Source organism: Bradyrhizobium sp. BWA-3-5, assembly GCF_032917985.1.
Taxonomy (GTDB): Bacteria; Pseudomonadota; Alphaproteobacteria; order Rhizobiales; family Xanthobacteraceae; genus Bradyrhizobium.
Genome location: NZ_CP136626.1, coordinates 716,558 through 740,521, shown reverse-complemented (window position 1 = coordinate 740,521; position 23,964 = coordinate 716,558). Strand labels below are relative to the sequence as shown.

The following is a 23,964-nucleotide window of genomic DNA, read 5'->3' as shown; positions in this document are numbered from 1 at the left end:
AAGCAATCCGGGTGAGGGGCTCCCTCCGCGGACATCATATCGACCGTCTGCGCGGAGAAAGCCCCTCACCCCTGCCCTCTCCCCGCAAAGAACGGGGCGAGGGAGAAGAGCAGCTACTCCGTCACCGGCTTGTCCGAAATATCCCAGTCCTTGCCGTTGAAGATCGAGATGTAGAGCGTCTTCATCGGCGTGTAGTCCTCGGGCGTGTAGCTGTAGTTCACGCCGTCGAGGAAATAGGGCGAGTGGAAGCCGGCCAGCATCGTCGCCTGCTTCAGCACGTTGGCACGGGTCAGTTCGTCGCCGCAGCGGCGCAGGATTTCGGCCATTGACGCGACCTGGCCATAGCCGGCAAAGGCGATGGTGTTGTCAGGATCGACATTGGGCAAATATTTCTTGCGCAACTCCTCGAATGCCAGCACGTCGGGATCCTTCTCGAAGCGCGGCACGCCGACTTCCTTGGCGTATCTGATCGCGACGATGCCGGTGGCATTGTCGAGGCCGGCGGCGTTGAGGATCGAACGGCCGGTCGAACCCGCCGACAACAGATGCAGCGGCTTCCAGCCGAGCTCCGCGACTTTCCGGATCGACTGTGACGACGCCTTGCCGGTCGAGATGTTGTAGAAAACGTCGGCGCCCGATTTCGAGAGGTTGATGAGCTGCGAATCGACCGTCGGATCGGTCAGATCGTAGGTCTGCTCCATGATCACCTTGGCGGTGCCGCCGGCATCGGCCAGCACCTTCTTGAAGGGAGCAAGGAAGTCGCGGCCGAAATCGTCGTTCTGGTAGAGGATGCCGATCTTGGCGTCCGGCCTCACGCCGACGACATGGCGGGCGAGAATGCGCGCCTCGGTGGGATAGAGCGGCAGGCCCGCCATCGTCCATTTGAAGTTCTTGGGGTCGTTCCATTTCGACGCGCCGGTATTGAGCAGGAGCTGCGGCACGCCCTTTGAATTGAGATATTTGTGCACTGCGGTCTGCGGCGCGGTGCCGAGCGAGCCGTACAGCGCCAGCACTTCTTCCTGCTCGACCAGCCGCCGCGTCGCCTCGACGCATTTCGGCGCGCTATAGGCGTCGTCCATGGAGAAGAATTTCACCTTGCGGCCATTGATGCCGCCCTTCTCATTCAGCATCTGGAAATAGGCCTCGCCGACACGCCCGAGCACGCCATAGAGCGAGCCGGGACCGGAATGCGGCACGGTTTGCCCGATCTTGATTTCGGTGTCGCTGGCGCCCGGATCGTATTTTTTCTCGGCCGCCCAGACGAAGGGCGCGGGGACCGAGGATGCGAGGACGGATGCGAGCGCGGTGGCGCCGAATTCGCGCCGGGTCTGCTTGTTCTTCATTGTTGTTCTCCCTTGTGGCAGCTTTGATCCGGCATTCCGCCGCCAGTGGCAATAGCTGACATGTCGCACGCAACGCCGCCATTCGCGGCGTGCGTAGCGTCTAGACTCAAGTTTTTGCAGCGACCGCGACCAGGCCGGGAACCGGCGTGTTGTCCTCGTTGCGGGCGGAGCGGTCTTCCAGCAGGGACAGCTTGAGGCCGGCGGATTCGACCGTGGCGCGCACATGAGCTGCCGCGTGGGCGTAGCGCAAGCCCTCGCCAATGATGACGCCGTCGCCGTCATGGGTTTCGGTGGTGAAGGCGACCAGTCCGCCGGCGACGAGCACACGTCTGGCTTCTTCCAGAACGGGCGCGATCTCGGCCACATACACCATGGCATCCGCGGCGAGAATGAGATTGGTGCTGGCGGCCGGCTGCGCGACGAGCCCCTGCAGCATGTCAGCCACGTCCAGTTCGGCATAGATGCCGGTGACGCGCGCACGTTCGATCATGCGCGGCGACAGATCGACACCGATGAAATGATCGACGTTCCTGGCGAAGGCCGATGCGGCAAGGCCGGTGCCGCAGCCAAGATCGATCGCGCGCTTGAAAAACGCCGGTTTGCGCTCCGCCGATCGCACCTTCAGCACGGCGCGAAACAGCAGCTCCGGCCCGCGATAATCGAGATCGCCGACGAGCGAGGATTCGAAGCGCGGCGCATATTGGTCGAACAGGGTCTGCACATAGGCCTGCGACATCCCGGCCAGAGGCGCCGCGCCGAGCCGCATCAGGCGGAGCCCGGCGCCATGGCGATCACCGACATCGCAGGCCTGCGCCTTCTGGAACGCCGCGACGGCGGCCTCGCGCTCGCCGAGCTCTTCGCGGATGCCGCCGAGCGTGAACCAGGCGGACGCGAAATCCGGCGCCAGATCGATCGCCTGCAACAGCAGATCGGCGGCGGCGGGCAGATCGCCCTTCAACTGAAGATCGCGCGCAAATTCGAACCGACGGTCGGCCATCAGATCGCCGGAAGAGAGAAAAAGGCGGGCAGGCATGCTGGGGAACCAATTGTGCCGGGCAATCCGGCCATCCATCAAAAACAGAGAAATCGCAAAAGATGGCCGCGCCGGTCAAGCCCGCGTAAGACGAACAAACATCGCACCGCTAAACATCGCGGATAGACTGCCTATATGGAAGGCATGCGTCCGCAGGACATCCTGATCCCCCTTCCCGCCGGCCTGTGCTGCAAGCCGGGCGGCTTCCATATCGATCCCGTGCGCCCGGTCGAGCGGGCCGTGATCACCCACGGCCATTCCGATCATGCGCGGGCCGGCCATGGCGCGGTGCTCGCCACCCAAGAGACGCTCGACATGATGCGGCTCCGCTATGGCGAGAATTTCGCCCGAGCTACGCAGGCGATCCGCTATGGCGAGGAAATCACGCTCGGCGACGTCAAGGTAAAATTCCATCCCGCGGGCCACGTGCTGGGCTCGGCGCAGATCGCGGTGAGCTGCAAAGACACCTGCATCGTCGCCTCCGGCGACTACAAGGATGCGCCCGATCCGACCTGCGCGCCGTTCGAGGTCGTGCCTTGCGACGTCTTCATCACCGAGGCGACCTTCGGCCTGCCGGTGTTTCGCCATGGCGACGCAGCCGAGGAAGTGAAGAAGCTGCTGGCGTCGGTCAAGCTGTTTCCGGAACGCGCCCATCTGGTCGGCGCCTATTCGCTCGGCAAGGCGCAGCGCGTGATCGCGCTGCTGCGAGAGCAAGGTTATGACGCACCGATCTATCTGCATGGCGCGATGGAGACCATCACCTACTACTACGAAAGCCGCGGCATCGCGCTCGGCGAGCTAAAGCCGGTCAAGGGCATGAAGAAGGCCGATCTCGCCGGCACCATCACGCTGGCGCCGCCCTCGGCCACTTCAGACATCTGGACGCGGCGCTTCCCCGATCCGGTCACGGCATTTGCCTCAGGCTGGATGCGGGTGCGGGCGCGGGCCCGCCAACGCGGCGTCGAATTGCCGCTGGTGATATCAGACCATGCCGACTGGGACGGGCTGACCGCGACCATCGCGGCGACCGGCGCCGGCGAGGTCTGGGTCACGCATGGCCAGGAAGACGCGCTGGTGCATTGGTGCAAATCGCGCGGGCTTGCCGCACGGCCGCTCGACCTCGTCGGCTATGGCGACGAGGAGGAGCACGAGATGATCGCTGCCGGCGAGGCTGATGCATGAACCGCTTTGCCGAACTGCTGGATCGGCTCGCCTACGAGCCCGGCCGCAACAATAAGCTGCGGCTGATCACGGCCTATTTCCGCGACACGCCTGATCCCGATCGCGGCTATGCGCTGGCGGCGCTGACCGGCGCGCTGTCGTTCAAGCACGCCAAGCCGGGGCTGATCCGCGACCTGATCGCCGACCGCACCGATCCAGTGCTGTTCGGGCTGTCGTACGATTACGTCGGCGACCTGTCCGAGACGGTTGCGCTGATGTGGCCAAAGGCAGAACTCGCCGGCCACAACAACCCGCCGCCGCCCGGCCTCTCCGAAGTCGTCGCCACGCTCCGTACGCTCGGCAAGACCGAGCTACCAAGACAGCTTGCGCGCTGGCTCGACGAGCTTGACGAGACCGGCCGCTGGGCGCTGCTAAAACTCGTCACCGGCGCGATGCGGATCGGCATTTCGGCGCGGCTGGCGAAGACGGCTGCCGCCGCGCTCGGCGACAAGGATCCGCATGACATCGAGCTGATCTGGCCTGGTCTCGTCCCGCCCTATCTCGACCTGTTCGCCTGGCTAGAGGGCCGCGGCGACAAGCCGGTCAACCGCGATCCCGCACCGTTCCGGCCGGTGATGCTGGCGCATGCGATCGAGGACACCGATTTCGCCAGCCTCGATCCGGCCGATTTCATCGCGGAATGGAAATGGGACGGCATTCGCGTGCAGGCGGTTTCGGGCCGCGATGAGCGCGGCTACATGCAGGCGCGGCTCTATTCGCGAACCGGAGAGGACATTACCAAAAGCTTTCCTGACCTCGTGCCGTCGCTGCATCTGCCCGGCGCCATTGACGGCGAGCTGCTGGTGCTGCGCGAGGGCCGCGTGCAGAGTTTCAATGTGCTGCAGCAGCGGCTGAACCGCAAAGCCGTCTCGCCGAAACTGATCAAGGAATTTCCGATTCACTTGCGCGCCTACGACCTGCTCGGCGACGGCGAGAACGACCTGCGCGAACTGCCGTTTGCCGAACGCCGCGCGCATCTCGAGGCTTTCGTCAAAAAGCTCGACGATGTCAGGATCGACCTGTCGCCGACAATCCCCTTCGAAAGCTGGGAGACGCTGATGGCGGCGCGCACCGATCCGAAAAGCGCCGGCGCGGGCGAAGATTCTGATGCGGTCGAGGGCGTGATGCTCAAGCGCCGCGACGCCGTCTATCTGCCGGGCCGCCCGAAGGGCCAGTGGTGGAAGTGGAAGCGCGATCCGCACATCGTTGATGCCGTGCTGATGTACGCGCAGCGCGGCCACGGCAAGCGCTCGTCCTATTATTCCGACTACACGTTCGGCGTCTGGACCGATGGCGAGGGCGGCGAGCAATTGGTGCCGGTCGGAAAAGCCTATTTCGGCTTCACCGACGAGGAATTGTTGCAGATCGACCGCTTCGTCCGCCGCAACACGACCGAGAAGTTTGGCCCGGTCCGTCACGTCGTGCACGAGCCGGACCAGGGTCTGGTGCTGGAAGTCGCCTTCGAAGGCTTGGCCCGCTCGCCGCGGCACAAATCCGGCGTTGCGATGCGGTTTCCCCGCATCAGCCGCCTGCGCTGGGACAAGCCACCGCGCGAGGCCGACCGGCTGGAGACGCTGGAGCGAATGCTGAAGAACGTGACGGCAAATTAACATTCAGGGCGTGCATGGCGGCCATTGATTGTGAGAGCCGGGTTCCCCATGTGCCCCGCCGTGCCGTATAATGGGCACGACCCGCGAGGAGAGATCGATGCCCAACGACGTTAGAGACCTGCCGGCCAGCAGTGACGGCCTGTACCGCTTTCTCGGCGGCTCGCCGCTGTCGGTGGCGTTCCGGCTGATCCTGCTGTCGATCCTGGTCGGCGTGGTGCTTGCCGCCATCGGTTTCGATCCCTGGAATATTTTGCACAGCATCCGCATGCTGTTCCAGCGGCTCTGGGATCTCGGCTTCGATGCGGTGAACTGGCTGTGGCGCTACTTCCTGCTCGGCGCGGTGATCGTGATCCCGATCTGGCTGCTGTCGCGGCTGTTCGGCGCCCAGCGCGGGCGATAAGTATCAGGCGTGAAAGGCAGCCGTCGATGCAAGTGCGATTTGTAGGCTGCGGCGATGCGCTCGGTTCCGGCGGCAGGTTCAACACCTGCTTCCACGTCACTGGCGATAGCGTCAATTTCCTGATCGATTGCGGCGCGTCGTCGCTGCCGGCGCTGAAGCGCCTCGGCATCCCGCGCGACGACATCGACCTGGTCCTGATCACGCATTTCCACGGCGACCATTTTGCCGGCCTGCCGTTTCTGCTACTGGACGCACAGTTCACCCGCCGCACCCGCCCGCTTGTTATCGCAGGCCCTCAAGGCATCGAAACGAAGCTTGCCAATTTGCGGGAAGCGCTGTTCGAGCATTCCTCTAAGACGCCACAGCGCTTCGATCTTTCCGTCATCGCACTCGAGCCGGAACAGAGCCGAACGTTTGGCGCCGTCAAGGTGACGCCCTATCCCGTCGTCCACGGCGAATCCGGCGGGCCCTTTCTCGCCTACCGGGTCGAGGCCGAGGGCCGCGTCATCACCTACAGCGCCGACACCGAATGGACTGAAACACTGATCCCGGCGGCGCGCGGCGCCGATCTCTTCATCGCGGAAGCGTATTACTACGACAAGGTCGTCAAGAACCATCTCAGCCTGAAGACGCTGGAAGCTCATCTGCCCGAGATCAACACCAAACGGCTGGTGCTGACGCATATGAGCGACGACATGCTGGGACGGCTGGGCGAACTGCCCTATACGGCCGCCCAGGATGGCATGGTCGTCACCCTCTAGGCATGCACGCGCCCTTAGCACCGACGAAAGTCACGACAGCGCAGGTGTTCACCATCGCCGGCCCCGCGATGGTTGCGAACCTGACCACGCCGTTGATCGGAATCGTCTCGACCACCGCCATCGGCCGGCTCGGCGACGCCACCCTGCTCGGCGGCGTGGCGCTGGCCTCGGTGCTGTTCGACTGCATGTTCTGGCTGTTCGGCTTTCTGCGCATGAGCACCGTAGCGTTTACGGCGCAATCGCTGGGCGCCGGCGAGACCTCGGAATTACGCGCGATCCTGGTGCGCGGATTGATCGTCGCGGCCATCATCGGCGGCGCCCTCATTGTGCTCCAGGTGCCGTTGGCCTCTGTTCTGCTGGGCGCGATGGGCGGCAGCGAGGGCGTCACAGGCGCGGCAAAGACCTATTTCGTGATCCGTATCTGGTCGGCGCCGTTGGCGCTCGGCAATTATGTGATGCTCGGCTGGCTGATCGGACAGGCCCGCGCCAGGCTCGCGCTCGGCACCCAGATCACCATCAACCTCACCAACGTCGCCGCAACCGCCCTGCTGGTGCTGGTGTTCGATCTCGGCATCGCCGGCGCCGCCATCGCCGCGCTGATCGCAGAGGCTGTCGGCCTCATGCTCGGCCTGCTGATCGCGCGCCACCTTTCGAAAGCGCAATTCGCGGCTTCCCGCGCGCTATTGTTCGACCGCACCAAGCTGATGCGCATGCTCGCGGTCAACCGCGACATCATGATCCGCACCGCCGCGCTGATCGCGGCCTTCCTGTTCTTCAACGCGCAGGGCGCCCGCGCGGGCGATACGACGCTTGCCGCCAACGCCGTCCTGAATAATTTCCTGATGATCAGCGGCTTCTTTCTCGATGGCCTCGCCAATGCCGCCGAGCAGCTCTGCGGCCGCGCCTATGGCGCGCGCGACAAGGATGCTTTTGCCGGGGCGGTGAAGCTCGTCGTGACGTGGGGATTCGGCTTCGCGCTCGCGGTCGCCGCCTGTTTCCTGCTGTTCGGGCCGGCGCTGATCGACACCATGACGGCGAGCGTGGACGTGCGCGGCCTCGCGCGCGACTATCTGCCGTTCGTGATCTTCGCGCCACTGCTCGGCGTGTTCGCCTTTGCCTTTGACGGCATCTATATCGGCGCGACCTGGGCCCGTGACATGCGAAATTTGATGCTGGCGTCGCTGGCGATCTTTCTCACCGCCTGGTTCGCGCTGCGCTCGTTCGGCAATGCCGGGCTGTGGGGCGCGCTGCTGGTGCACTATGCCGCGCGCGGCGGGCTGGAGGCGTTGAGGTATCCAGCGCTGCTGAGGAAGTCGTTTGCAGCAAGGAACTAGACCACTGCTCTCGTGTCCCGGACGCGGTGCGGCACCATCAGCGCTTTCACGCGCGTCTTCGATGCGCTATGGTGACGCCCCGCAGAGCCGGGACCTATGCGCGTCGATGGGCCCCGGATCTGCAGCGCATCACTTGCGTGCTGCGCTGCGTCCGGGGCAGGAGATCACGGCACCGGCCAGTCCTCGGCAGTGATGGTCGCGGCATCGGCGCCGACGATTTCGGAGAGCGAGTCGCGCCCCGTGCGCAGGAGCGTCGACGCCAAGTCATTCTTGATGTTGTCGACCAGCCCAAGCCCCTTGTAGACCAGCGACGAGTAGAGCTGGATCAGGCTGGCGCCGGCGCGGATTTTCGTCAGCGCTGCACCGCCGGAATCGATGCCGCCGACACCGATAACCGGGAATGCGCCTTCGACACGGACATAGGTCTCCGCCACCATCCGCGTCGACAGTCGAAACAGCGGCCGCCCGGACAAGCCGCCCTGCTCCTTCGCGCGCGCCTGTTCGCGCAGGCTCGAGGGCCGCGCCAGTGTGGTATTGGCGACGATCATGCCGTCGACGCGGCGCGAGCGCGCGATGTGCACGACGTCGTCGAGTTCGGCGAGGCTGAGATCCGGCGCGATCTTGAGCAGCACCGGCGAATCGCCGGCGTTCCTGCGCACGCGCTCGCGCGCATCGATCACCTTGGCGAGGAGATCGTCGAGCGCCGCCGATTGCTGCAGGTTGCGCAGGCCCGGCGTGTTCGGCGAGGAGACGTTGATGGTGAAATAGCTCGCCACCGGTGCGAAAGTCTCGATCAGCTTGACGTAATCGGCGACGCGGTCGGCGGAATCCTTGTTGGCCCCGACATTGACGCCAACGATGCCGCCATGATGGGCGCGCGCGGCGAGGCGGCGCAGCGCGGCTTCCGCGCCGTCATTGTTGAAGCCCATACGGTTGATCACCGCCTCGTCCCGCTCGAGGCGAAACAGCCGCGGCCGCGGATTGCCGCCCTGCGGCTTCGGCGTCACCGTGCCGATCTCGACAAAGCCGAAGCCGAGCCGCAGCAGCGCGTCCGGTACTTCCGCGCTCTTGTCGAAGCCCGCCGCCATGCCGATCGGGTTGGGAAAATTCAGGCCGAAGGCGCGCACCGCCAGCTTGTGGTCGTCGGCGCGCGGCTTGACCGGCGGCAGCAGCCGCAGACCTTGGATCGCCATGCGATGCGCATCCTCCGGATCGAACCAGCGCAGTAGCGGCAGCGAAAAGGCGTCGAACGCGCGGATCACGGCGCAAGCTCCGGAATGTCGTGCGTGCCGTCGGACCGCGTGCGCATGTGGAGGATATCGGTCACGGCGCCGAGATCGAGTTCGCCGTAGAGATGCGGGAACAATTCGTCGTTGCGCGAGGGCTCCCAGCGTAGCGCATCGCCGAGCGCGTCGGCATCGACCGCAACCAGGAACAGGCCGGTTTGGCCGAAATAATGCTTTCGCGCCGTCTCCGCGACCTGCGCGGCGGTGGAAAAATGAATGTAGCCGTCGCGCAGATCGTCCGCGCTGCCGCGATAGACGCCCTGCCGTTCGGCCTCGCGCCAGGCCGAGGCGGACGTGATTTTATAAATTGTACGCACAGCGTTCCGGGCTTGTCGTTGCTTTCAAGTGTTTCCCGGAAATAGCCGGGTTGGGCGGCCGACCGTAAAGGCGGCAGGCCGCCAACTCAAGCGCCGCTGCAATAGCGCGTAGCACGAGATTTGCGCAAACCGGCCGGATCAGGCAATAATTCCTAGACCGCGTCGGGGATTTTCGATGGCCAGGCAGTCCAAGGCACAGCGCATCCTGACCCACGGCCAGGTCTGGACAGCGCTGGACCGGCTGGCGGAACGCGCCGGCATGTCGCCTTCCGGCCTCGCCAAGCGCGCCGGGCTCGACCCCACCACCTTCAACAAGTCCAAACGCGTCACCGCCGACGGCCGCGAGCGCTGGCCTTCCACCGAATCGGTCTCCAAGGCGCTGGCCGCGACCAATGCGTCGATCGACACGTTCGTGCAGTTGATCGGCGACGGCGCACGCGGCCTGCAATCGGTGCCGCTGCTGGCGCTGGCGCAGGCCGGCAATGGCGGCCATTTTGACGAGAGTGGCTTTCCCGCCGGCAAGGGCTGGGAGGAGGCGGCGCTGCCAGCGGCCAGCGACGAGCACGCCTATGCGCTGGAGATAACAGGCGATTCGATGCGGCCGGCCTATCGCGACGGCGACATCATCGTGGTGTCGCCGGGCACGCCGATCCGGCGCGGCGACCGCGTGGTGCTCAAGACGTCAGATGGCGAAGTGATGGTGAAGGAATTGAAGCGCCGCACCACGCGGACGCTGGAACTGCAGTCGCTGAACCCGGCGCAGGCCGACCGCACGCTGGATGCCGACGACGTCGCCTGGATCGCCAGGATTGTATGGGCGAGCCAGTGACTAGCGACTTCGTGACTGACGTTCTCAGCGACCTGCTGCAACATTCCCTTCGCATCGTTCTATGTGGAACCGCTGCGGGAACGACCTCCGCCGCCGAGCGGGCCTACTACGCGCACCCGCAGAACAAGTTCTGGAGGATATTACACGAGACGAGGCTGACGCCGGAGCAACTGCAGCCGCGTCAGTATCATAGCCTGCTGCAGCATGGGATCGGCCTGACCGATCTCGTGAAGATCGCCGCCGGGATGGACCGTGCGACGCTTCCCAAATTATCGGCGGCGGATCGCGCGCGGCTCAGCCGCGCTGTTACGACATTTCGCCCGCGCTTCCTCGCCTTCACCAGCAAGACGGCCGGACAGAAATTCTTTGGCGGCACGCGCGACTATGGCGAGCAGCGCGAGAGGCTCGGCGACACGAGAGTGTGGATATTGCCGTCGACCTCGGGCGCCGCCAATGGAAGCTGGCAGCCGGGAGTCTGGCACCGGTTTGCGGAAGCGGTCAGAGCGGCGGGCACACCGTCGCCCCTGCGAACGCAGGGGCCCATAACCACAAATCCTTATGGTGAAGAGTAACGTCTGCCCGCGTGCCCTTTCCGCGGGCCGCGGCGTATGGGCCCCTGCGTTCGCAGGGGCGACGGGAGACTGCGACAGAAACTTACGTCGCGTAATCAGGCTCCTTGCGATCCAGCATCCGCTTCAAGGCCGCGAAATGCCGCTCGGCCGGGGTCGGGCCCTTGTAGAGATGATCGTCCATGTAATCGCGACGGGTCTTCTCGACGACCCGCGTCGGCAATTGCTTCAGCTTCTGGCCGGTCCACATCGCGTAGATCTGCACCTGCGCCGCGCGCTCGACGTAATACAGCTTGTCATAGGCCTCGGCGATGCTGGCGCCGACGGTGGTGATGCCGTGATTGGCCATGAACAGCACGGTCTTGTCGCCGATCACCTTGGCGAGCCGCGCGCCTTCGGCGGGATCGAGCGCCGGGCCGGTATACTCGTCGTCATAGGCGATGGCGCCCGACAGCCCGACCTCGGTCTGGCCGATTTCCTTGATGCGGGGATCCTCCAGCCGCGTCAGCGCGCTGGCATGCGGCATGTGGGTGTGAAACACCGCTTTCGCCTTTGGCAGCGCCTTGTGGATCGGCGCGTGGATGCAATAGCAGGAGCGCTCCACCTCGCCCTCGCCGGCCTTGACCTCGCCATCGTCGATGCCGACTTCCATGAAGCAGGACGCGGTGACCTCGGACCAATGCGTGCCGAACGGAATCTGGTAGTAGCGGTCGCTCTTGCCCGGCACGACGAAGGTCAGATGATTGAAGATGCCTTCGGAAAATCCCTGGATGAAGGCCAGCCGGTGCGCGGCGGCAAGATCGATCCGCGTCTGCCATTCCTCGGCGCTGTATTCGCTGAGCGACTTCGGCGAAACCCTGAACTGCATGAGCTTTCTCCCTGATCCGCTGCCTTGCCTGCCCCTCGGCGGAGGCTGGGCTGATTTCTTGGCTGATTTTCTTGGCAAGGAGTGTAGCGCAATCCGGCGCCAGCATCGGGTGAAATTGCCGTGGCCCTGCCATCCGGATTTTGCAGGCCCACTCGGGCTGTGTAATGATGCATTGCGAAAGGCGATCGCTTCAGGAAACTTCTTGGCATGGCGCGTCGGGATACCGGAAACCGCACGATTTATTGGCAAAGCCAGCGCATTCCGGGCCTGAGCCTGTTGCGTGCCGACTTGGCTGCACACGAATTCGCCCCTCACACCCATGATGCTTTCGTCATCGCCGTTACCGAGGCCGGTGGCGCCGAGATCTCGAGCCGCGGCACAACTGAGCAGGTTGGCGCCGCCACGCTGTTCGTCTCCAACCCCGAAGAGCGGCAATCGGCACGGATGGACCGTGATCAGCGCTGGCTGTATCGCGCCTTCTATTTGACGCATCCAGCCATCGATGCGGTCGGCAGCCGACTCGGCATGCAGTTCGCGCCCTATTTCATGCGAAACATGCCGCGCCGACGGCGCGCGGCTAGTGCCCGACGAGGCCGAGCTGATCCTGGGGTCGCTTCTGACCTACCCGTCCGACGCCGGCACCTCGATGTATTTCGACCGGCTCGCCGGGCGTCCGAAGCCGACGCATTGACCGGCGCGATTGTCGCGGCCGGAGAACGGCACGGCGTGCTGGTGCCGCTCAACGGGGCACCGCTGGCGCTGCTGCGGGCCACCAGCGATGGCTTGCGCGACGATGCACGACGGGAGCGGCGATGAGCGAACCACAGGAACTGAAACGACCGGCATTCGATCCGGCCGAGGTGAACGAGAGCAACTACACAAGCTACCCGGCGCTTCACCGCGCCGCCAACCAGACCCGCTACAATCGCCGGCTTGGCGACCATGCGGGCCTGACAAACTTCGGCGTCACATTGACCCGCATAGTGCCGGGCGGCCAGTCCTCCTATCGCCACGCGCATTCGCGCCAGGATGAGTTCGTCTTCGTTCTGGAGGGCGAAGTGGTGATGGAGACCAATGATGGAGCACAGGTGTTGAAGGCCGGCATATGCGCCGGCTTCCCGGCCGGCTCCGGCGATGCGCACCGCTTCGTGAACCGTACCGACAAGGAGGCGAAGCTTCTAGTGATCGGTGACCGCACCGCGAACGACGAGATCAGCTATCCCGACGTCGACATGCATGCCGTGCTCGGACCGGACGGCGTGTACATCTTCACCACGAAAACGGGGGAGCCGCTGTAGATGCCGGAGCCCGGGTCACCCTGGTTTTCAGCTTCCGTTTGTCCTGGAATCGGATAATGCAAGGCTTTCATCCGATCATTGGGGGATCAAATGGATCGCCGAAATGTACTGAAAGTGCTGGCGGGGCTCGCGATGTGCCCGATATGCACGACCACGGGCTTTGCCGCGGAAGGCGCGCATTGGAGCTATGAGGGCGCCGGCGGCCCGGCGAAATGGGGCGACCTCGACGCCGCCAACAAGGCCTGCTCGGTCGGCGCGCAGCAATCGCCGATCGATATTACCGCCACCATCAAGTCCCAGCTTCCGGCACTGAAGATTGCCTGGGGCAAGACGGCGGATACGATCGTCAACAACGGCCACACCATCCAGCTCGATTTCGCCGAGGGTTCGACCTTGAAGCTCGGCGACACTACCTACAGGCTGCTGCAAGTGCACTTCCACCGGCCGAGCGAGCATCTCGTTGGCGGCAAGAACTTTCCGATGGAAGCGCATTTCGTGCACCGCGCCGACAGTGGCGCCTTGGCCGTGGTCGGCGTGCTCCTGACGGAAGGAAAGCCGAATGCGGCCTTTGCCAAAATCATCGCCACGATGCCCGCTAAGGAAGGCCCGGCCGTGAAGGCCGATGCCGGCATTAACCCGAACGACCTGCTGCCGGGCAGACTCAGCTACTACCGCTATCCGGGATCGCTGACTACGCCGCCCTGCTCGGAAGTGGTCGAATGGCTGGTGCTGACCACACCGATGCCGGTCGCCGCCAGCGACGTGGCGGCCTTTGCAAAACTCTATCCGATGAACGCACGGCCGGTGCAGAAGGACAATCGCCGCTACGTGCTGCAGTCGAATTGATTTCTTCCTTCTCCCCTTGTGGGAGAAGGAAGATCGCTGACGCGAAGCGGCAGCGAGACGGATGAGGGGTCTGTCTCTGCGGAAACAGACCCCTCATCCGGCGCTTCGCGCACACCTTCTCCCACAAGGGGAGAAGGGAAAGATCACGCGCTCCGAGCCAGCGCGCCGTCGATCATGTTGACGGCGTTCGCCACGCCGTAGACCGCGACGAAGGAGCCGAAGCGCGGGCCCTTCTCCTGACCCAAAAGCACCTGATAGAGCATGTTGAACCAGTCGAGCGAGACGCCGGGCCGGCCGTCCTTGCCCTTTTTTACCGGATCCAAAAACGGCTCGCGGCGGCCGATTTCATAGACCACGTTCTGGATGTCCTCCGCGCTCGATCCCGCCGGCAATTGCGACAGCGCATCGCGCAGATCCTGCAGCGCGGCGCGCTCGCCGTCGGTCGGCTCGCGGAACTGCTTGGTCGGCGCCACGAAGTCGCGGTAATAATTGATGGCGTAGCCGACCATCGCATCGAGCTTCGGATGCGTCTGCGGCGTCACGCCCGGGCGATAGCGGCCGATGAAGCCCCACAGCGTTTCGGCGTTCTCCGCGTTCGACGACGACACCAGCGTCAGCAACAACTGGAACGTGACGGGCATGTCGGCCTTCGGCGGCGTGCCGGAATGAATGTGCCAGACCGGGTTGGCGAGCTGCTGCTTGGCATCCTGCCGCGTAAAGCCGTCGAGGAATTGCTGGTAGTCGTCGACATTGCGCGGGATGACATCGAAATACAGCCGCTTCGCCGCCTTCGGTTCGCGGTACATGAACAGCGACAGCGATTCCGGCGAGGCGTAGCGCAGCCATTCGTCGATGGTGAGGCCGTTACCCTTCGACTTCGAGATCTTCTGGCCCTTCTCGTCGAGGAAGAGTTCGAAGTTGAAGCCCTCGGGCGGCGCGCCGCCGAGCGCCGAGCAGATCTTGCCCGACAACTTCACCGAGTCGATCAGATCCTTGCCGGCCATTTCATAGTCGACGCCGAGCGCGTACCAGCGCATCGCCCAGTCCGGCTTCCATTGCAGCTTGCAATGCCCGCCGGTCACGGGAACGGTGACACTCTCCTTGGTCTCCGGGTCTTCATAGGAGATCGTGCCTGCCTTGGCGTCATGCGCGGTGACCGGCACGTAGAGCACGAGGCCGGTACGCGGACAAATCGGCAAGAACGGCGAATAGCTGGCCGCGCGCTCCTCGCGCAGGCTCGGTAGCATGATCGCCATCACCTTCTCGATCCGCTCAAGCATGCGCAGCAGCGCCGCATCGAACTTGCCCGAAGTGTAGTAGTCGGTCGCGCTGGCGAATTCGTAGTCGAAGCCGAAGGAATCGAGGAAGGCGCGCAGCCGCGCATTATTATGCTGACCGAAGCTCGGATGGGTACCGAAGGGATCAGGCACCTTGGTCAAGGGCTTGCCGAGATTGGCTTCCAGCAACTCCTTGTTCGGCACGTTGTCCGGCACCTTGCGCAGGCCATCCATGTCGTCGGAAAACGCCAATAGCCGCGTCTTGATCTTGTCCTCGGTCAGCACGCGGAAGGCATGACGCACCATGCTGGTGCGCGCGACCTCGCCGAAGGTGCCGATATGCGGCAGCCCCGACGGACCGTAGCCGGTCTCGAACAGCACCTCTTCCTTCGGGTTTTTCTTCAGCCGCGCGACAATGGCCTTGGCCTGCTCGAACGGCCAGGCGTTGGATTGTTCGGCGAGCGCGCGCAGGTCGCTCGGGCTGGAGGCAAGGTCGATAACGGACATTTTTTAAAGGCTCTCTTCGGAAGCCGCGGAAACTAGCGCTTCCGCGGCAAAATGCAAAATAACGGCGGCTTCGCCGTCATTCCGGGGCGCGAAGCGAACCCGGAATCTCGAGATTCCGGGTCTGGTGCTTGCGCACCATCCCGGAATGACGGTGTCAGAACGGACTGATCGAAAAATACCGCAGCCACAAATCGGTGAAGCGGCCTTTCTCCCAGAGCCGGAACAGCGCCCAGTTCAACGAGGTCCGCAGGAGATCGTTGCCTTTGCGGACGGCGATGCCGATGCCCTCGCCGAAATAGCGGCTTTCGACAAAGGGACCGCCCGAGAAGGCGCAGCATTCGCTGGAATCGGTGCCGTTGATCCAGAACGCCAGCGAGATCGCATCGCCAAAGATGAAATCGACCTCGCTGCGCCGGAGCGCCAGCCGCAGCGCATCGTCGTTGGGGTAGGACTTGATCTCGGCGTCGGTGAACATCGCCTTCAGATAGGCCTCGTGCGATGTGCCGCCGATGACGCCGACCTTCTTGCCTTCGAGATATTCGGGGCGGACCTCCGACATCACCGCCTCGCGCCGCGACACGAAGCGGGCCGGCGCGCGGTAATAGGGATCGGTGAAATCCAGCCGGGCGCGCAAGGCAGGCGTCACCGCCATCGAGGCGATTATGGCATCGCCCCGGTTGCTGGTGATGGCGTCGACCAGCGTCTCGAACCGGCGCATCTGGATGGTGCAGGAGATCTTGATCTCGTCGCAGAGGGCCCGTGCAAGGTCGACATTGAGGCCGGCGGGATTGCCGTCGGCGCCGGTGAAGTTGAACGGCGGGTAATCGGTCTCGGTCAGGAACCGGATCACCGTCAGGCGCGACATGTCGGGCCGGTCGGGGCGCCGCCGTGGGTCCCAGAAGCCGGGCACCGCCTGCGGGGCCGCCTCCACCGCCGGGCGGGGCTGGGTCTGGGCTTGCGCGGTAACGCCGCCGGCCACCACCAATGCGGACGCGAGCGACAGGCCGGCCAGCCAGGCGCGACACGTGCGATGCAGTCTTGCAATGGTTAACGGGGCGGTAAGATATGACATCGTTGGCGAACTAGCGGAAATTTCATGGCCTTATAGACCATCCGGCCCGCGATGCGAGGGCCGTTTTCACCCTTCGGCGAGGCCGGCCGCGGCTCAGAGATACCGCTTCAAATCCTTGGCGGCTTCTTCCGGCGTCCGTTTCAGGTTGAACGGCGCGACGAAATGGCCATCGCGGTCCATCAAGTAAATGAGCGCGGTATGGTCCATCGTGTAGTCGCCGTCCTTGAGCGGGACCTTCCGCGCATAGACCCGGTAGGCCGACAGCACCTTGGCCACCGCGGCGGGATCGCCGGTCAAGCCCTTCAGATGCGGATCGAAGCTGGACAGATAGTCCTTCATCGCCGCAGCGGTGTCGCGCTCCGGATCGACCGAGATGAACCAGGCATTCACCTTGTCCGCATCACTACCCATCGCTTTGAGGACTTCCGAAATCTCGAACAGCGAGGTCGGGCAGACGTCGGGGCAATGGGTGAAGCCGAAGAAGATCAGCGTCGGCTTGCCCTTCAGGTTCTGCTCGCTGACGGTCTGGCCGGCTTGGTCGACTAATTGGAACGGCCCGCCGATCGCCGCCGGCGCCGCGACGTTTTTCAAGCCGCCCATCGCCCACATCATCACCAGGAGCCCGACCGCGAGGCTGCCGACAAAGGCAGCGAAAATCACCAGCGGGCGAAGGGCTCGGTCCATGTGTGAAATTCCTCTTACCCGATCAGAAGCAGGCCGAGATGCCGGCGGCGATCATTTCGAAAAACACGGTGGTGCCGTATTGGAACCACAATGCGGCCGCGCCGAGCACGACCAACGTCCCGAGCCCGGCGGCGCACCAGGCAATCGTCGTCGCCACCCCGCTCTGCGGCCGGGCGTCCGTCATCATGTCCTGTCGGGTGGAAATCGGCTGAACCATGGGCTTGAGATAGGGTCAGTTCCGCAGGCAGGCAAGCGGAATGGCCTCACTGGACATCACGTCCTGCGGAGAATGCCGGCGAAGGTGCACCAAAAGCAAATGGCCGGGACGAGCCCGGCCACGACGTCAGCTTGCTTGGCACGTTTAGCGAGACGCCGGCTTGTTGGTGGAGGCCTGGGCGTCAAGGTAGCAGGGCTTGTACATCGCCTGCAGTTGCTTGCCCCGCAGGAAGATCATGCGTGGGGTCAGCCCGCCGCGCGCCGCAATCCATCTGCGCACCGGCGGCGGGTACATCGAATAGAGCATCTGGGTCGCCTCGGCATTGGTGACGGCGCGGCCGTTGGCGCCGAAGTCCCAGGCGGCGTGGAAGCCGAGATTGGCGTGCGAGGTAACGCAGATCCGGTCATGGGGAACCGCGCCGAGCACGATGGTGCAGGCCGATGCGCACAGGCCATCGATGATGACGGTTTCGCCCGAAGTACGCAGGCCCTGGTACTTGTCGACATAGGTGCCGATCCGCCCGCCGCGATCATCGGCTATTCGCACTACGGCTTGGCTTGCCCCCACCCCTGCCAATAGCAGCACCGCGGCAAGCAAACCCGTCAACAGCTTCATCATCCCAGCCCCAGTCGAAAGTGTCGAAACCGAATCTGATCGTCTCAGTGATGCAAGACGGACGTAGCGTCGTTTGTGATCGTGATTTTGTCTAGGCAGCCACAGCAGGTCAAAACAAATTCAAATTAAGTGTTGCTTGGCCGCTGCACCCTCCGCGCGCAAAGGTCCCAAACTGGAACAAGCAATTCTTAACGAGGTGGCGATGCAGCCACAGGCAAGAACCCGCTTGCCCGTTGACCGCACGTGAAGTCGCGGGCTTGAATCAAAACCGGCACGGGGGAGAAAACGATGACCGAGGTCACAGACGTAATCGTGGTCGGCGCCGGACTGGCGGGACTGGTTGCGGCAACGGAGATCGCAGACGCCGGCAAACGCGTCGTCGTCGTCGACCAGGAAGGCGAGCAAAGCCTTGGTGGGCAAGCCTTTTGGTCATTCGGCGGATTGTTTCTGGTCGATAGTCCTGAGCAGCGCCGACTAGGCATTAAGGATTCCCACGATCTCGCACTGCAGGACTGGATGGGCACCGCGGGCTTCGACCGCGACGACGACCATTGGCCAAAGCGATGGGCAGAAGCCTATGTCGCTTTTGCCGCTGGCGACAAGCGGGATTGGCTGCGTGCGATGGGTCACCGTATTTTTCCGGTGGTCGGCTGGGCCGAACGCGGCGGCTATGATGCGATGGGCCACGGCAATTCGGTGCCGCGCTTTCACGTCACCTGGGGCACCGGGCCCGGCCTCGTCGAGCCGTTCGAACGCCGCGCACGCGAAGCGCAAAGAAACGGCCGGTTAACGTTTAAATTCCGCCACCGCGTCGACACACTGATGATGAGGAACGGCGCTGTCGAAGGCGTCAGCGGCGCGGTGCTCGAGCCCGACAGTATCGAGCGCGGCAAGAGTTCGTCGCGAAAAGTGATCGGCGATTTCAGCTTTCGCGCGCAGGCGGTGATCGTCGCCTCCGGCGGCATCGGCGGCAACCACGACCTGGTCCGGCAGAACTGGCCAGCGCGCCTCGGCGCACCGCCGAGATTCATGATCTCCGGCGTGCCCGAACATGTCGACGGCCGCATGATCGGCATCACCGAGGCCGCCGGCGCGCGGCTGATCAACCGCGACCGGATGTGGCACTACGTCGAGGGCATCCAGAACTGGAACCCGATCTGGCCGCGCCACGGCATCCGCATTCTGCCCGGTCCGTCCTCGATGTGGTTCGACGCCACCGGCAAGCGCCTGCCCGCGCCGCTCTTCCCGGGCTCCGACACGCTCGGCCAGCTGCACTACATCATGAGCACCGGATATGATTATTCCTGGTTCATCCTGACCCAGAGCATCATCAAGAAGGAGTTCGCGCTCTCCGGCTCGGAGCAGAATCCCGACCTCACCGGCAAGAGCTGGCGCATGACGATCAAGCGCGCCACCAACAAGGGCGCGCCGGCGCCGGTGGAAGCGTTCAAGCAGAACGGCGCCGACTTCATCGTGCGCGACAACCTCGCCGACCTCGTCAGTGCGATGAACGCGCTCGCCGGCAACGACCTGCTCAAGCATGATCACATCAAGGCGCAGGTCGAAGCGCGCGATCGCGAGATCACCAATCCCTACGTCAAGGATGCGCAGGTGATGAACCTGCACAATGCGCGGCGCTATATCGGCGACCGACTGATCCGCACGGCACGGCCGCACCGAATTCTCGATCCCGAACACGGCCCGCTGATCGCGGTGAAGCTCAACATCCTGACCCGCAAGACGCTCGGCGGCTTCGAGACCGATCTCGACTCGCGCGTCTTCGGCACGAACCGCGAGATCATCAGCGGGCTCTATGCCGCAGGCGAAGCTGCCGGCTTCGGCGGCGGCGGCGTGCACGGCTACCGCTCGCTGGAAGGTACCTTCCTCGGCGGCTGCCTGTTCTCCGGCCGCAATGCCGGACGCGCCGCGGCGAAGGCTGTCGGCTGAGCAAGGCATCGGTGCAATCGATGCAAATAACGCAGTGGCGCGCAGGGCTCGAGCGCGCTAAGAAGCCGCCGCCCCCTATCAGGAGAACAATATGACCATCCAGCGCTTCGAAACCGGACCTCGCATGAGCCAGGCCGTCGTCCACGGCAACACCGTCTATCTCGCGGGCGTCGTCGCCGGCAAGGCGGCAGGCAAGAGCGTGACCGAGCAGACGCAGGAAATCCTCTCGATCATCGACGGCCACCTTGCCAAGGCTGGTACCGACAAGTCGAAGCTGCTGTCCGCCACGATCTACATCACCGACATGAAGACGTTTGGCGAAATGAACGCGGTGTGGGACGGCTGGGTCTCGGCCGGCAACACGCCGGCGCGCGCCACTGTCGAGGCCAAGCTCGCCGCGCCCCAGTACAATGTCGAGATCATGGTGATCGCGGCGAAGTAAGGCGATCCACCGAAAGACGTTTCAAAGCCCCGGATTGCCCGTGCAGTCCGGGGCTTTTCATTTACGCCTCACGCGCGGATCCTAACGCCGCCGACATCGCCGATATCGGCTTGAAGCCAGCGTGCGATACGGCGCCAGGAATGGCTCAGGACCTTTCGCCCCATGAAGAGGCTGAGGTGGCCGCACGGCTCGCAGGCGCGTTCCAGCCATGATGGCTGCGTGCCGAGCAGCCGACCCGTCGCGAACGCCTGATCGCGGGGGACGACGATGTCATCGTCGCCGGCCAGCAGGAAGACCGGCACGCGCAGCTCAGTGGGATCGATCGTCCGGCCGAGCGCGACAAAGCGGCCGTTCGCGATCTGGTTCTGCCGGAAAATTCGCTCGGTGACATCAAGGTAATAGGAACCCGGCAGATCGAGTGTCGCGCGGTCCCAGCGCATGAAACGCTTCAGAAGCTGCACCTCATCCGATCGATTGCCGAGCGTCCGTTGCAGCACGGCTTCCACGTCCTGCTGGCTGAACGGCATGTTCCAGATTCGCAGCATGTGTTCGCCGCTGACGATGCCCTCGCCCTGCTGCACCATCTGCGCGAAAGCTGCCGGCGGAAGCGCAGCCACCATCTTCGACAGCTCGGAAGGCGTGGAGACATCGACCGGGGCGCCGGCCAGCACGAGCCGCCGCACCTTGTCCGGAAACCGCGCGGCATAGGTCAGCGACAACCATCCGCCCTGGCACAGGCCGACAAGATCGACCGGCACCCCGATCTCGTCCACCGCCACATTGAGATCGGCAAGATAATTGTCGATCGATAGATAGCGCATGTCCGGCGTCGCCGAGCACCAGTCGGTGACGTAGATGCGATGCGTGCCGCCTTGCTGCAGCGCCTCGACAACACTATGGCCCGGTGCGAAGTCGGCAACCAGCGCGCCATGCAGCGCATAGGGCGCGCAGATGAGAAGAGGCTGCTGCGCTGAACCCGCCGCCGCCGAGAATTCGCGCAACCGCATCGATGCAAGCTGTAGTGCGACCGCATTCTCCGTCGTCCACGCGAGGGGCGCCGGGTCCGGCGCGGAGGCGGGCTTGTCGCTGGCGAACCATCGCGCGTAGCTGTCAAGCGCAATCCGCGTGGCTTCCAGCGGCCACAGCCAGGCCTGCTGCGCCCAATCGGCGCCCGCCTGTTGCTTCGTCGTCCTGGTCTCTTCTGACACGGATCGATCGTCTCCCTGATGCGGAGGAGGCAAGAGCCTCTTTCCCAACAACCGACGAAGTCAAGATCGGGCTTTTACGCCGGATCAGGCGCAGCTCCCAGCCTTTATCAGGGGTCGCGGCGCGGCCACCGGCCGCACCGACGCTATGCGGCCTGTGCGGTGCTCCTTTCCGCTTCGATCCGCCGTGCCAGCAGCCAGCGGAAATAGGTCAGCGCTGCATCCGCACCGATAGCCAACAGCTGATAATTCGGATCGGCATCGAACACCTTCTGCTGCGCCTCGATGATCGCGAGATCCTCGTGGAAAGCCTCTACCAGGCTGTTGCGCAGCGACAGCGCGATGTTCGGGTTGTCGAGATCGTAGTCGTGCAGATAGTTCCAGAAGAAATGCGTCGTGCTGCGCGTCTCCGGCGTCATGAACTGTGCGTTTCGATACTGCCGCGTGCCCGGCACCTGCACGCCCTTTTCGGCGCCCTGGCCGGCCGGCGCGAACATGGTGTCGAGCAGGAAGATGCCTGGGATCAGCATGCGGCCGATATTGCGGCGGTCGACCTTGTCGGTCCGGTTCGCGATCACCTTGCAATGGTAGGGCGGCGGATCGGCGCTCATGTGCCAGCGTTCGACGCGAAAGCCATCGTCGAGCTTCTCGATCGCCACCGGCTTGGTCTTGTAGGCGTATTCCTCGGAGCCGCCGAGCGTATGGGTATGCACGAAGGCGAGATGGGCGAAGTCGCTCAGATTGTCGACGATCAGGAGCCAATTGGCCTTGTAGTGCATGTAGCCGGGCAGACCACGCCACTTGGGATCGGCGAGCGGCGGATAATCCACGATCAGATTGGGATCAGCCTTTTCGGCGTCGCCCATCCAGATCCAGATCAGGTTGTAACGCTCGACCACGGGATAGCTGCGCACGCCGAGCTTTGCCGGAATGACGTCCTGCCCCGGAATCTGGATGCATTTGCCGCCCGGCTCGAACTTCATGCCGTGATACATGCAGCGAATGTCGTCGCCTTCGATGCGGCCCATCGAGAGCGGCGCCGCGCGATGGCAGCAGCGGTCGTCGAGCGCCACCACCCTGCCACTCGCGCCGCGATAGATCACGACGGGCTTTTCCAGGATGACGCGGGAAAGCTTCCGGCCGTCGATCAGCTCGTGATTCCAGGCCGCGACGTACCAGCAATTGCGCAGAAAGATTCCGTCATCAGACATGCCGTTTCCCCTCTGTTTTGCGCGCTGCGCTCGTTTTGTGTCATGTTCTAGGGCATCGGCAGTTCGGCGGATATCCTTAAATCCCTGGACACACCGTCCCGCCGCATGGACGATTGCCCCGATGGACTGGCGCGATTGGGAGCTGTTTTGCGAGGTGGTGCAGCATGGCGGCTTCAGCGCTGCCGCGCGGGTGCTCGGCCATCCCAAGTCGAGCCTCAGTGCTGCAGTGCAGCGGCTGGAAGCCAATCTGGGCTTAAGGCTGATTGAGCGCACCACGCGCCATCTGCGCCTCACCGATGCCGGCGAGATCATTTATCAGCGGGTCAGGCCGCTGTTCGCGGCATTGCACGACACGCATGGCGAGGCGCTGGCGATGAGCAGCGCGATCTCAGGCACGCTGCGCATCAAGTCGCCTTACGAGTTCGGCGCGCATCATGCCGGCCCCGTCGCGATCGAACTGATGGACCGCTACCCCGACCTCGCCATCCGGATCGATGTCGAGCACGAAATCGTCAGCCCTGTCGCCGAAAATTACGACATCGTGTTCGCGATGCTTGAACAACCTTTGCCATCGACCGGGATCGTGATCCGGAAAGTGTCGTCGCTAGAACGCGGCCTCTACGCCGCGCCCGCGCTGCTTGAAAAATTCGGCGAGCCGCGCACGCCGGAAGAGCTCGCGCGCCTTCCAATACTGACCGGACCCCATGATGCGCCCTGGGCGCTTACCACGCCGGGCGGCGTCACCGAACATCTCACGATGCAGAAGGCGCGGCTGGTGAGCTCGAATGCCGATATTCGCTTGCAGGCGGCGCTCGCCGGGCTCGGTGTGCTACGGGTGACGGCAAGCTTTACCGACGCGGCAATCCGTGCGGGATTGTTGCAGCGGATCCTTACCGATCACGTCTGCGACCCGCTCCATGTTCACGCATTGCTGCCGGCCCGGCAGTTCGTTCCGGCCAAGGTCCGATGCTTCCTCGATGCACTGGACGCCCATGGCCGCAACAGCGAGATCGAAGACAAATATCCTTGACCTCGGAGGTAATCGATCAACGAACGCGAACCTTCGATAGTG

The 23,964-nt window shown here is 64.0% G+C and carries 25 protein-coding genes; 13 read left to right on the top strand and 12 right to left on the bottom strand.

Annotated elements, in window-relative coordinates; genetic code table 11:
- Nucleotides 1–113: 113 nt before the first annotated feature.
- Entirely contained in the window at nt 114–1,343 is a 1,230-nt protein-coding gene (locus RX331_RS03480; protein WP_317255265.1) for an ABC transporter substrate-binding protein, read from the bottom strand.
- A 106-nt stretch (nt 1,344–1,449) separates the two neighbouring features.
- Entirely contained in the window at nt 1,450–2,376 is a 927-nt protein-coding gene (locus RX331_RS03475) for a class I SAM-dependent DNA methyltransferase (RefSeq protein WP_317255264.1), read from the bottom strand.
- Between the two features lie 144 nt (nt 2,377–2,520).
- Here RX331_RS03475 and RX331_RS03470 point away from each other — a divergent pair, with 144 nt between their 5' ends.
- From RX331_RS03470 to RX331_RS03450, 5 genes are all read left to right on the top strand, one after another.
- Complete coding sequence (locus RX331_RS03470) at nt 2,521–3,558, top strand: ligase-associated DNA damage response exonuclease (protein ID WP_317257993.1); 1,038 nt, start codon at nt 2,521–2,523, stop codon at nt 3,556–3,558.
- Nucleotides 3,555–5,207: a cisplatin damage response ATP-dependent DNA ligase gene (locus tag RX331_RS03465; protein WP_317255263.1), complete on the top strand. Its 1,653-nt coding sequence runs from the start codon at nt 3,555–3,557 to the stop codon at nt 5,205–5,207. The genes RX331_RS03470 and RX331_RS03465 overlap by 4 nt, the downstream gene beginning before the upstream one ends.
- Nucleotides 5,208–5,304: 97 nt before the next feature.
- Nucleotides 5,305–5,607: a DUF6460 domain-containing protein gene (locus RX331_RS03460; RefSeq protein ID WP_317255262.1), complete on the top strand. Its 303-nt coding sequence runs from the start codon at nt 5,305–5,307 to the stop codon at nt 5,605–5,607.
- Between the two features lie 26 nt (nt 5,608–5,633).
- Nucleotides 5,634–6,368 (top strand): MBL fold metallo-hydrolase, encoded by a 735-nt coding sequence (locus RX331_RS03455; RefSeq protein WP_317255261.1) that lies wholly within the window; start codon nt 5,634–5,636, stop codon nt 6,366–6,368.
- Nucleotides 6,369–6,370: 2 nt separating this feature from the next.
- Nucleotides 6,371–7,702, top strand: a complete 1,332-nt coding sequence (locus RX331_RS03450) for an MATE family efflux transporter (RefSeq protein ID WP_317255260.1) — start codon at nt 6,371–6,373, stop codon at nt 7,700–7,702.
- Between the two features lie 164 nt (nt 7,703–7,866).
- Here the strand turns inward: RX331_RS03450 and RX331_RS03445 are convergent, their stop codons facing one another.
- The gene (locus tag RX331_RS03445) at nt 7,867–8,964 is read right to left on the bottom strand and encodes a quinone-dependent dihydroorotate dehydrogenase (protein ID WP_317255259.1); all 1,098 of its coding nucleotides are present in this window, start codon (nt 8,962–8,964) and stop codon (nt 7,867–7,869) included.
- A complete protein-coding gene (locus tag RX331_RS03440) occupies nt 8,961–9,305 on the bottom strand; it encodes a DUF952 domain-containing protein (RefSeq protein ID WP_317255258.1) in 345 nt (114 codons plus the stop codon). Before RX331_RS03440 ends, RX331_RS03445 begins: the two co-directional genes overlap by 4 nt.
- 175 nt (nt 9,306–9,480) lie before the next feature.
- On the opposite strand from RX331_RS03440, the gene RX331_RS03435 reads away from it, so the two are divergent.
- Together RX331_RS03435 and RX331_RS03430 are read left to right on the top strand one after the other, a co-directional pair.
- Nucleotides 9,481–10,134, top strand: coding sequence for a helix-turn-helix transcriptional regulator (locus RX331_RS03435; RefSeq protein ID WP_317255257.1), 654 nt, complete (start codon nt 9,481–9,483; stop codon nt 10,132–10,134).
- Nucleotides 10,131–10,706, top strand: a complete 576-nt coding sequence (locus RX331_RS03430; protein WP_317255256.1) for a mismatch-specific DNA-glycosylase — start codon at nt 10,131–10,133, stop codon at nt 10,704–10,706. Before RX331_RS03435 ends, RX331_RS03430 begins: the two co-directional genes overlap by 4 nt.
- Nucleotides 10,707–10,788: 82 nt before the next feature.
- Here RX331_RS03430 and RX331_RS03425 read toward each other — a convergent pair whose 3' ends face one another.
- Nucleotides 10,789–11,571, bottom strand: a complete 783-nt coding sequence (locus RX331_RS03425; RefSeq protein ID WP_317255255.1) for a class II aldolase/adducin family protein — start codon at nt 11,569–11,571, stop codon at nt 10,789–10,791.
- 207 nt (nt 11,572–11,778) lie between these two features.
- On the opposite strand from RX331_RS03425, the gene RX331_RS03420 reads away from it, so the two are divergent.
- From RX331_RS03420 to RX331_RS03410, 3 genes are all read left to right on the top strand, one after another.
- Nucleotides 11,779–12,387, top strand: coding sequence for an AraC family ligand binding domain-containing protein (locus tag RX331_RS03420; RefSeq protein WP_317255254.1), 609 nt, complete (start codon nt 11,779–11,781; stop codon nt 12,385–12,387).
- The gene (locus tag RX331_RS03415; protein WP_317255253.1) at nt 12,384–12,869 is read left to right on the top strand and encodes a cupin domain-containing protein; all 486 of its coding nucleotides are present in this window, start codon (nt 12,384–12,386) and stop codon (nt 12,867–12,869) included. The genes RX331_RS03420 and RX331_RS03415 overlap by 4 nt, the downstream gene beginning before the upstream one ends.
- A gap of 90 nt (nt 12,870–12,959) precedes the next feature.
- Complete coding sequence (locus RX331_RS03410) at nt 12,960–13,715, top strand: carbonic anhydrase family protein (protein WP_317255252.1); 756 nt, start codon at nt 12,960–12,962, stop codon at nt 13,713–13,715.
- Nucleotides 13,716–13,858: 143 nt separating this feature from the next.
- Here RX331_RS03410 and RX331_RS03405 read toward each other — a convergent pair whose 3' ends face one another.
- The 5 genes from RX331_RS03405 to RX331_RS03385 all read right to left on the bottom strand — a co-directional run bounded on the left by RX331_RS03405 (nt 13,859) and on the right by RX331_RS03385 (nt 18,087).
- Nucleotides 13,859–15,499, bottom strand: a complete 1,641-nt coding sequence (locus RX331_RS03405; RefSeq protein WP_317255251.1) for a lysine--tRNA ligase — start codon at nt 15,497–15,499, stop codon at nt 13,859–13,861.
- A gap of 154 nt (nt 15,500–15,653) precedes the next feature.
- Nucleotides 15,654–16,571: a transporter substrate-binding domain-containing protein gene (locus RX331_RS03400; protein WP_317255249.1), complete on the bottom strand. Its 918-nt coding sequence runs from the start codon at nt 16,569–16,571 to the stop codon at nt 15,654–15,656.
- A 93-nt stretch (nt 16,572–16,664) separates the two neighbouring features.
- Nucleotides 16,665–17,255 (bottom strand): SCO family protein, encoded by a 591-nt coding sequence (locus RX331_RS03395; protein WP_317255248.1) that lies wholly within the window; start codon nt 17,253–17,255, stop codon nt 16,665–16,667.
- A 22-nt stretch (nt 17,256–17,277) separates the two neighbouring features.
- Complete coding sequence (locus RX331_RS03390; protein WP_317255247.1) at nt 17,278–17,442, bottom strand: hypothetical protein; 165 nt, start codon at nt 17,440–17,442, stop codon at nt 17,278–17,280.
- A 174-nt stretch (nt 17,443–17,616) separates the two neighbouring features.
- Complete coding sequence (locus RX331_RS03385; protein ID WP_283031813.1) at nt 17,617–18,087, bottom strand: hypothetical protein; 471 nt, start codon at nt 18,085–18,087, stop codon at nt 17,617–17,619.
- Between the two features lie 288 nt (nt 18,088–18,375).
- Here RX331_RS03385 and RX331_RS03380 point away from each other — a divergent pair, with 288 nt between their 5' ends.
- A complete protein-coding gene (locus RX331_RS03380; RefSeq protein WP_317255246.1) occupies nt 18,376–20,034 on the top strand; it encodes an FAD-binding dehydrogenase in 1,659 nt (552 codons plus the stop codon).
- A 91-nt stretch (nt 20,035–20,125) separates the two neighbouring features.
- On the top strand, nt 20,126–20,476 hold the full coding sequence (locus RX331_RS03375; protein ID WP_317255245.1) for a RidA family protein: 351 nt from the start codon (nt 20,126–20,128) through the stop codon (nt 20,474–20,476).
- Between the two features lie 68 nt (nt 20,477–20,544).
- On the opposite strand, the gene RX331_RS03370 is transcribed toward RX331_RS03375, so the two are convergent.
- Nucleotides 20,545–21,684: an alpha/beta fold hydrolase gene (locus RX331_RS03370; RefSeq protein ID WP_317255244.1), complete on the bottom strand. Its 1,140-nt coding sequence runs from the start codon at nt 21,682–21,684 to the stop codon at nt 20,545–20,547.
- Between the two features lie 143 nt (nt 21,685–21,827).
- Nucleotides 21,828–22,892, bottom strand: a complete 1,065-nt coding sequence (locus tag RX331_RS03365; protein ID WP_317255243.1) for an aromatic ring-hydroxylating dioxygenase subunit alpha — start codon at nt 22,890–22,892, stop codon at nt 21,828–21,830.
- A gap of 121 nt (nt 22,893–23,013) precedes the next feature.
- Between RX331_RS03365 and RX331_RS03360 the strand changes: the two genes are divergently transcribed.
- Nucleotides 23,014–23,922, top strand: a complete 909-nt coding sequence (locus RX331_RS03360; RefSeq protein WP_317255242.1) for a LysR family transcriptional regulator — start codon at nt 23,014–23,016, stop codon at nt 23,920–23,922.
- Nucleotides 23,923–23,964 lie beyond the last annotated feature (42 nt).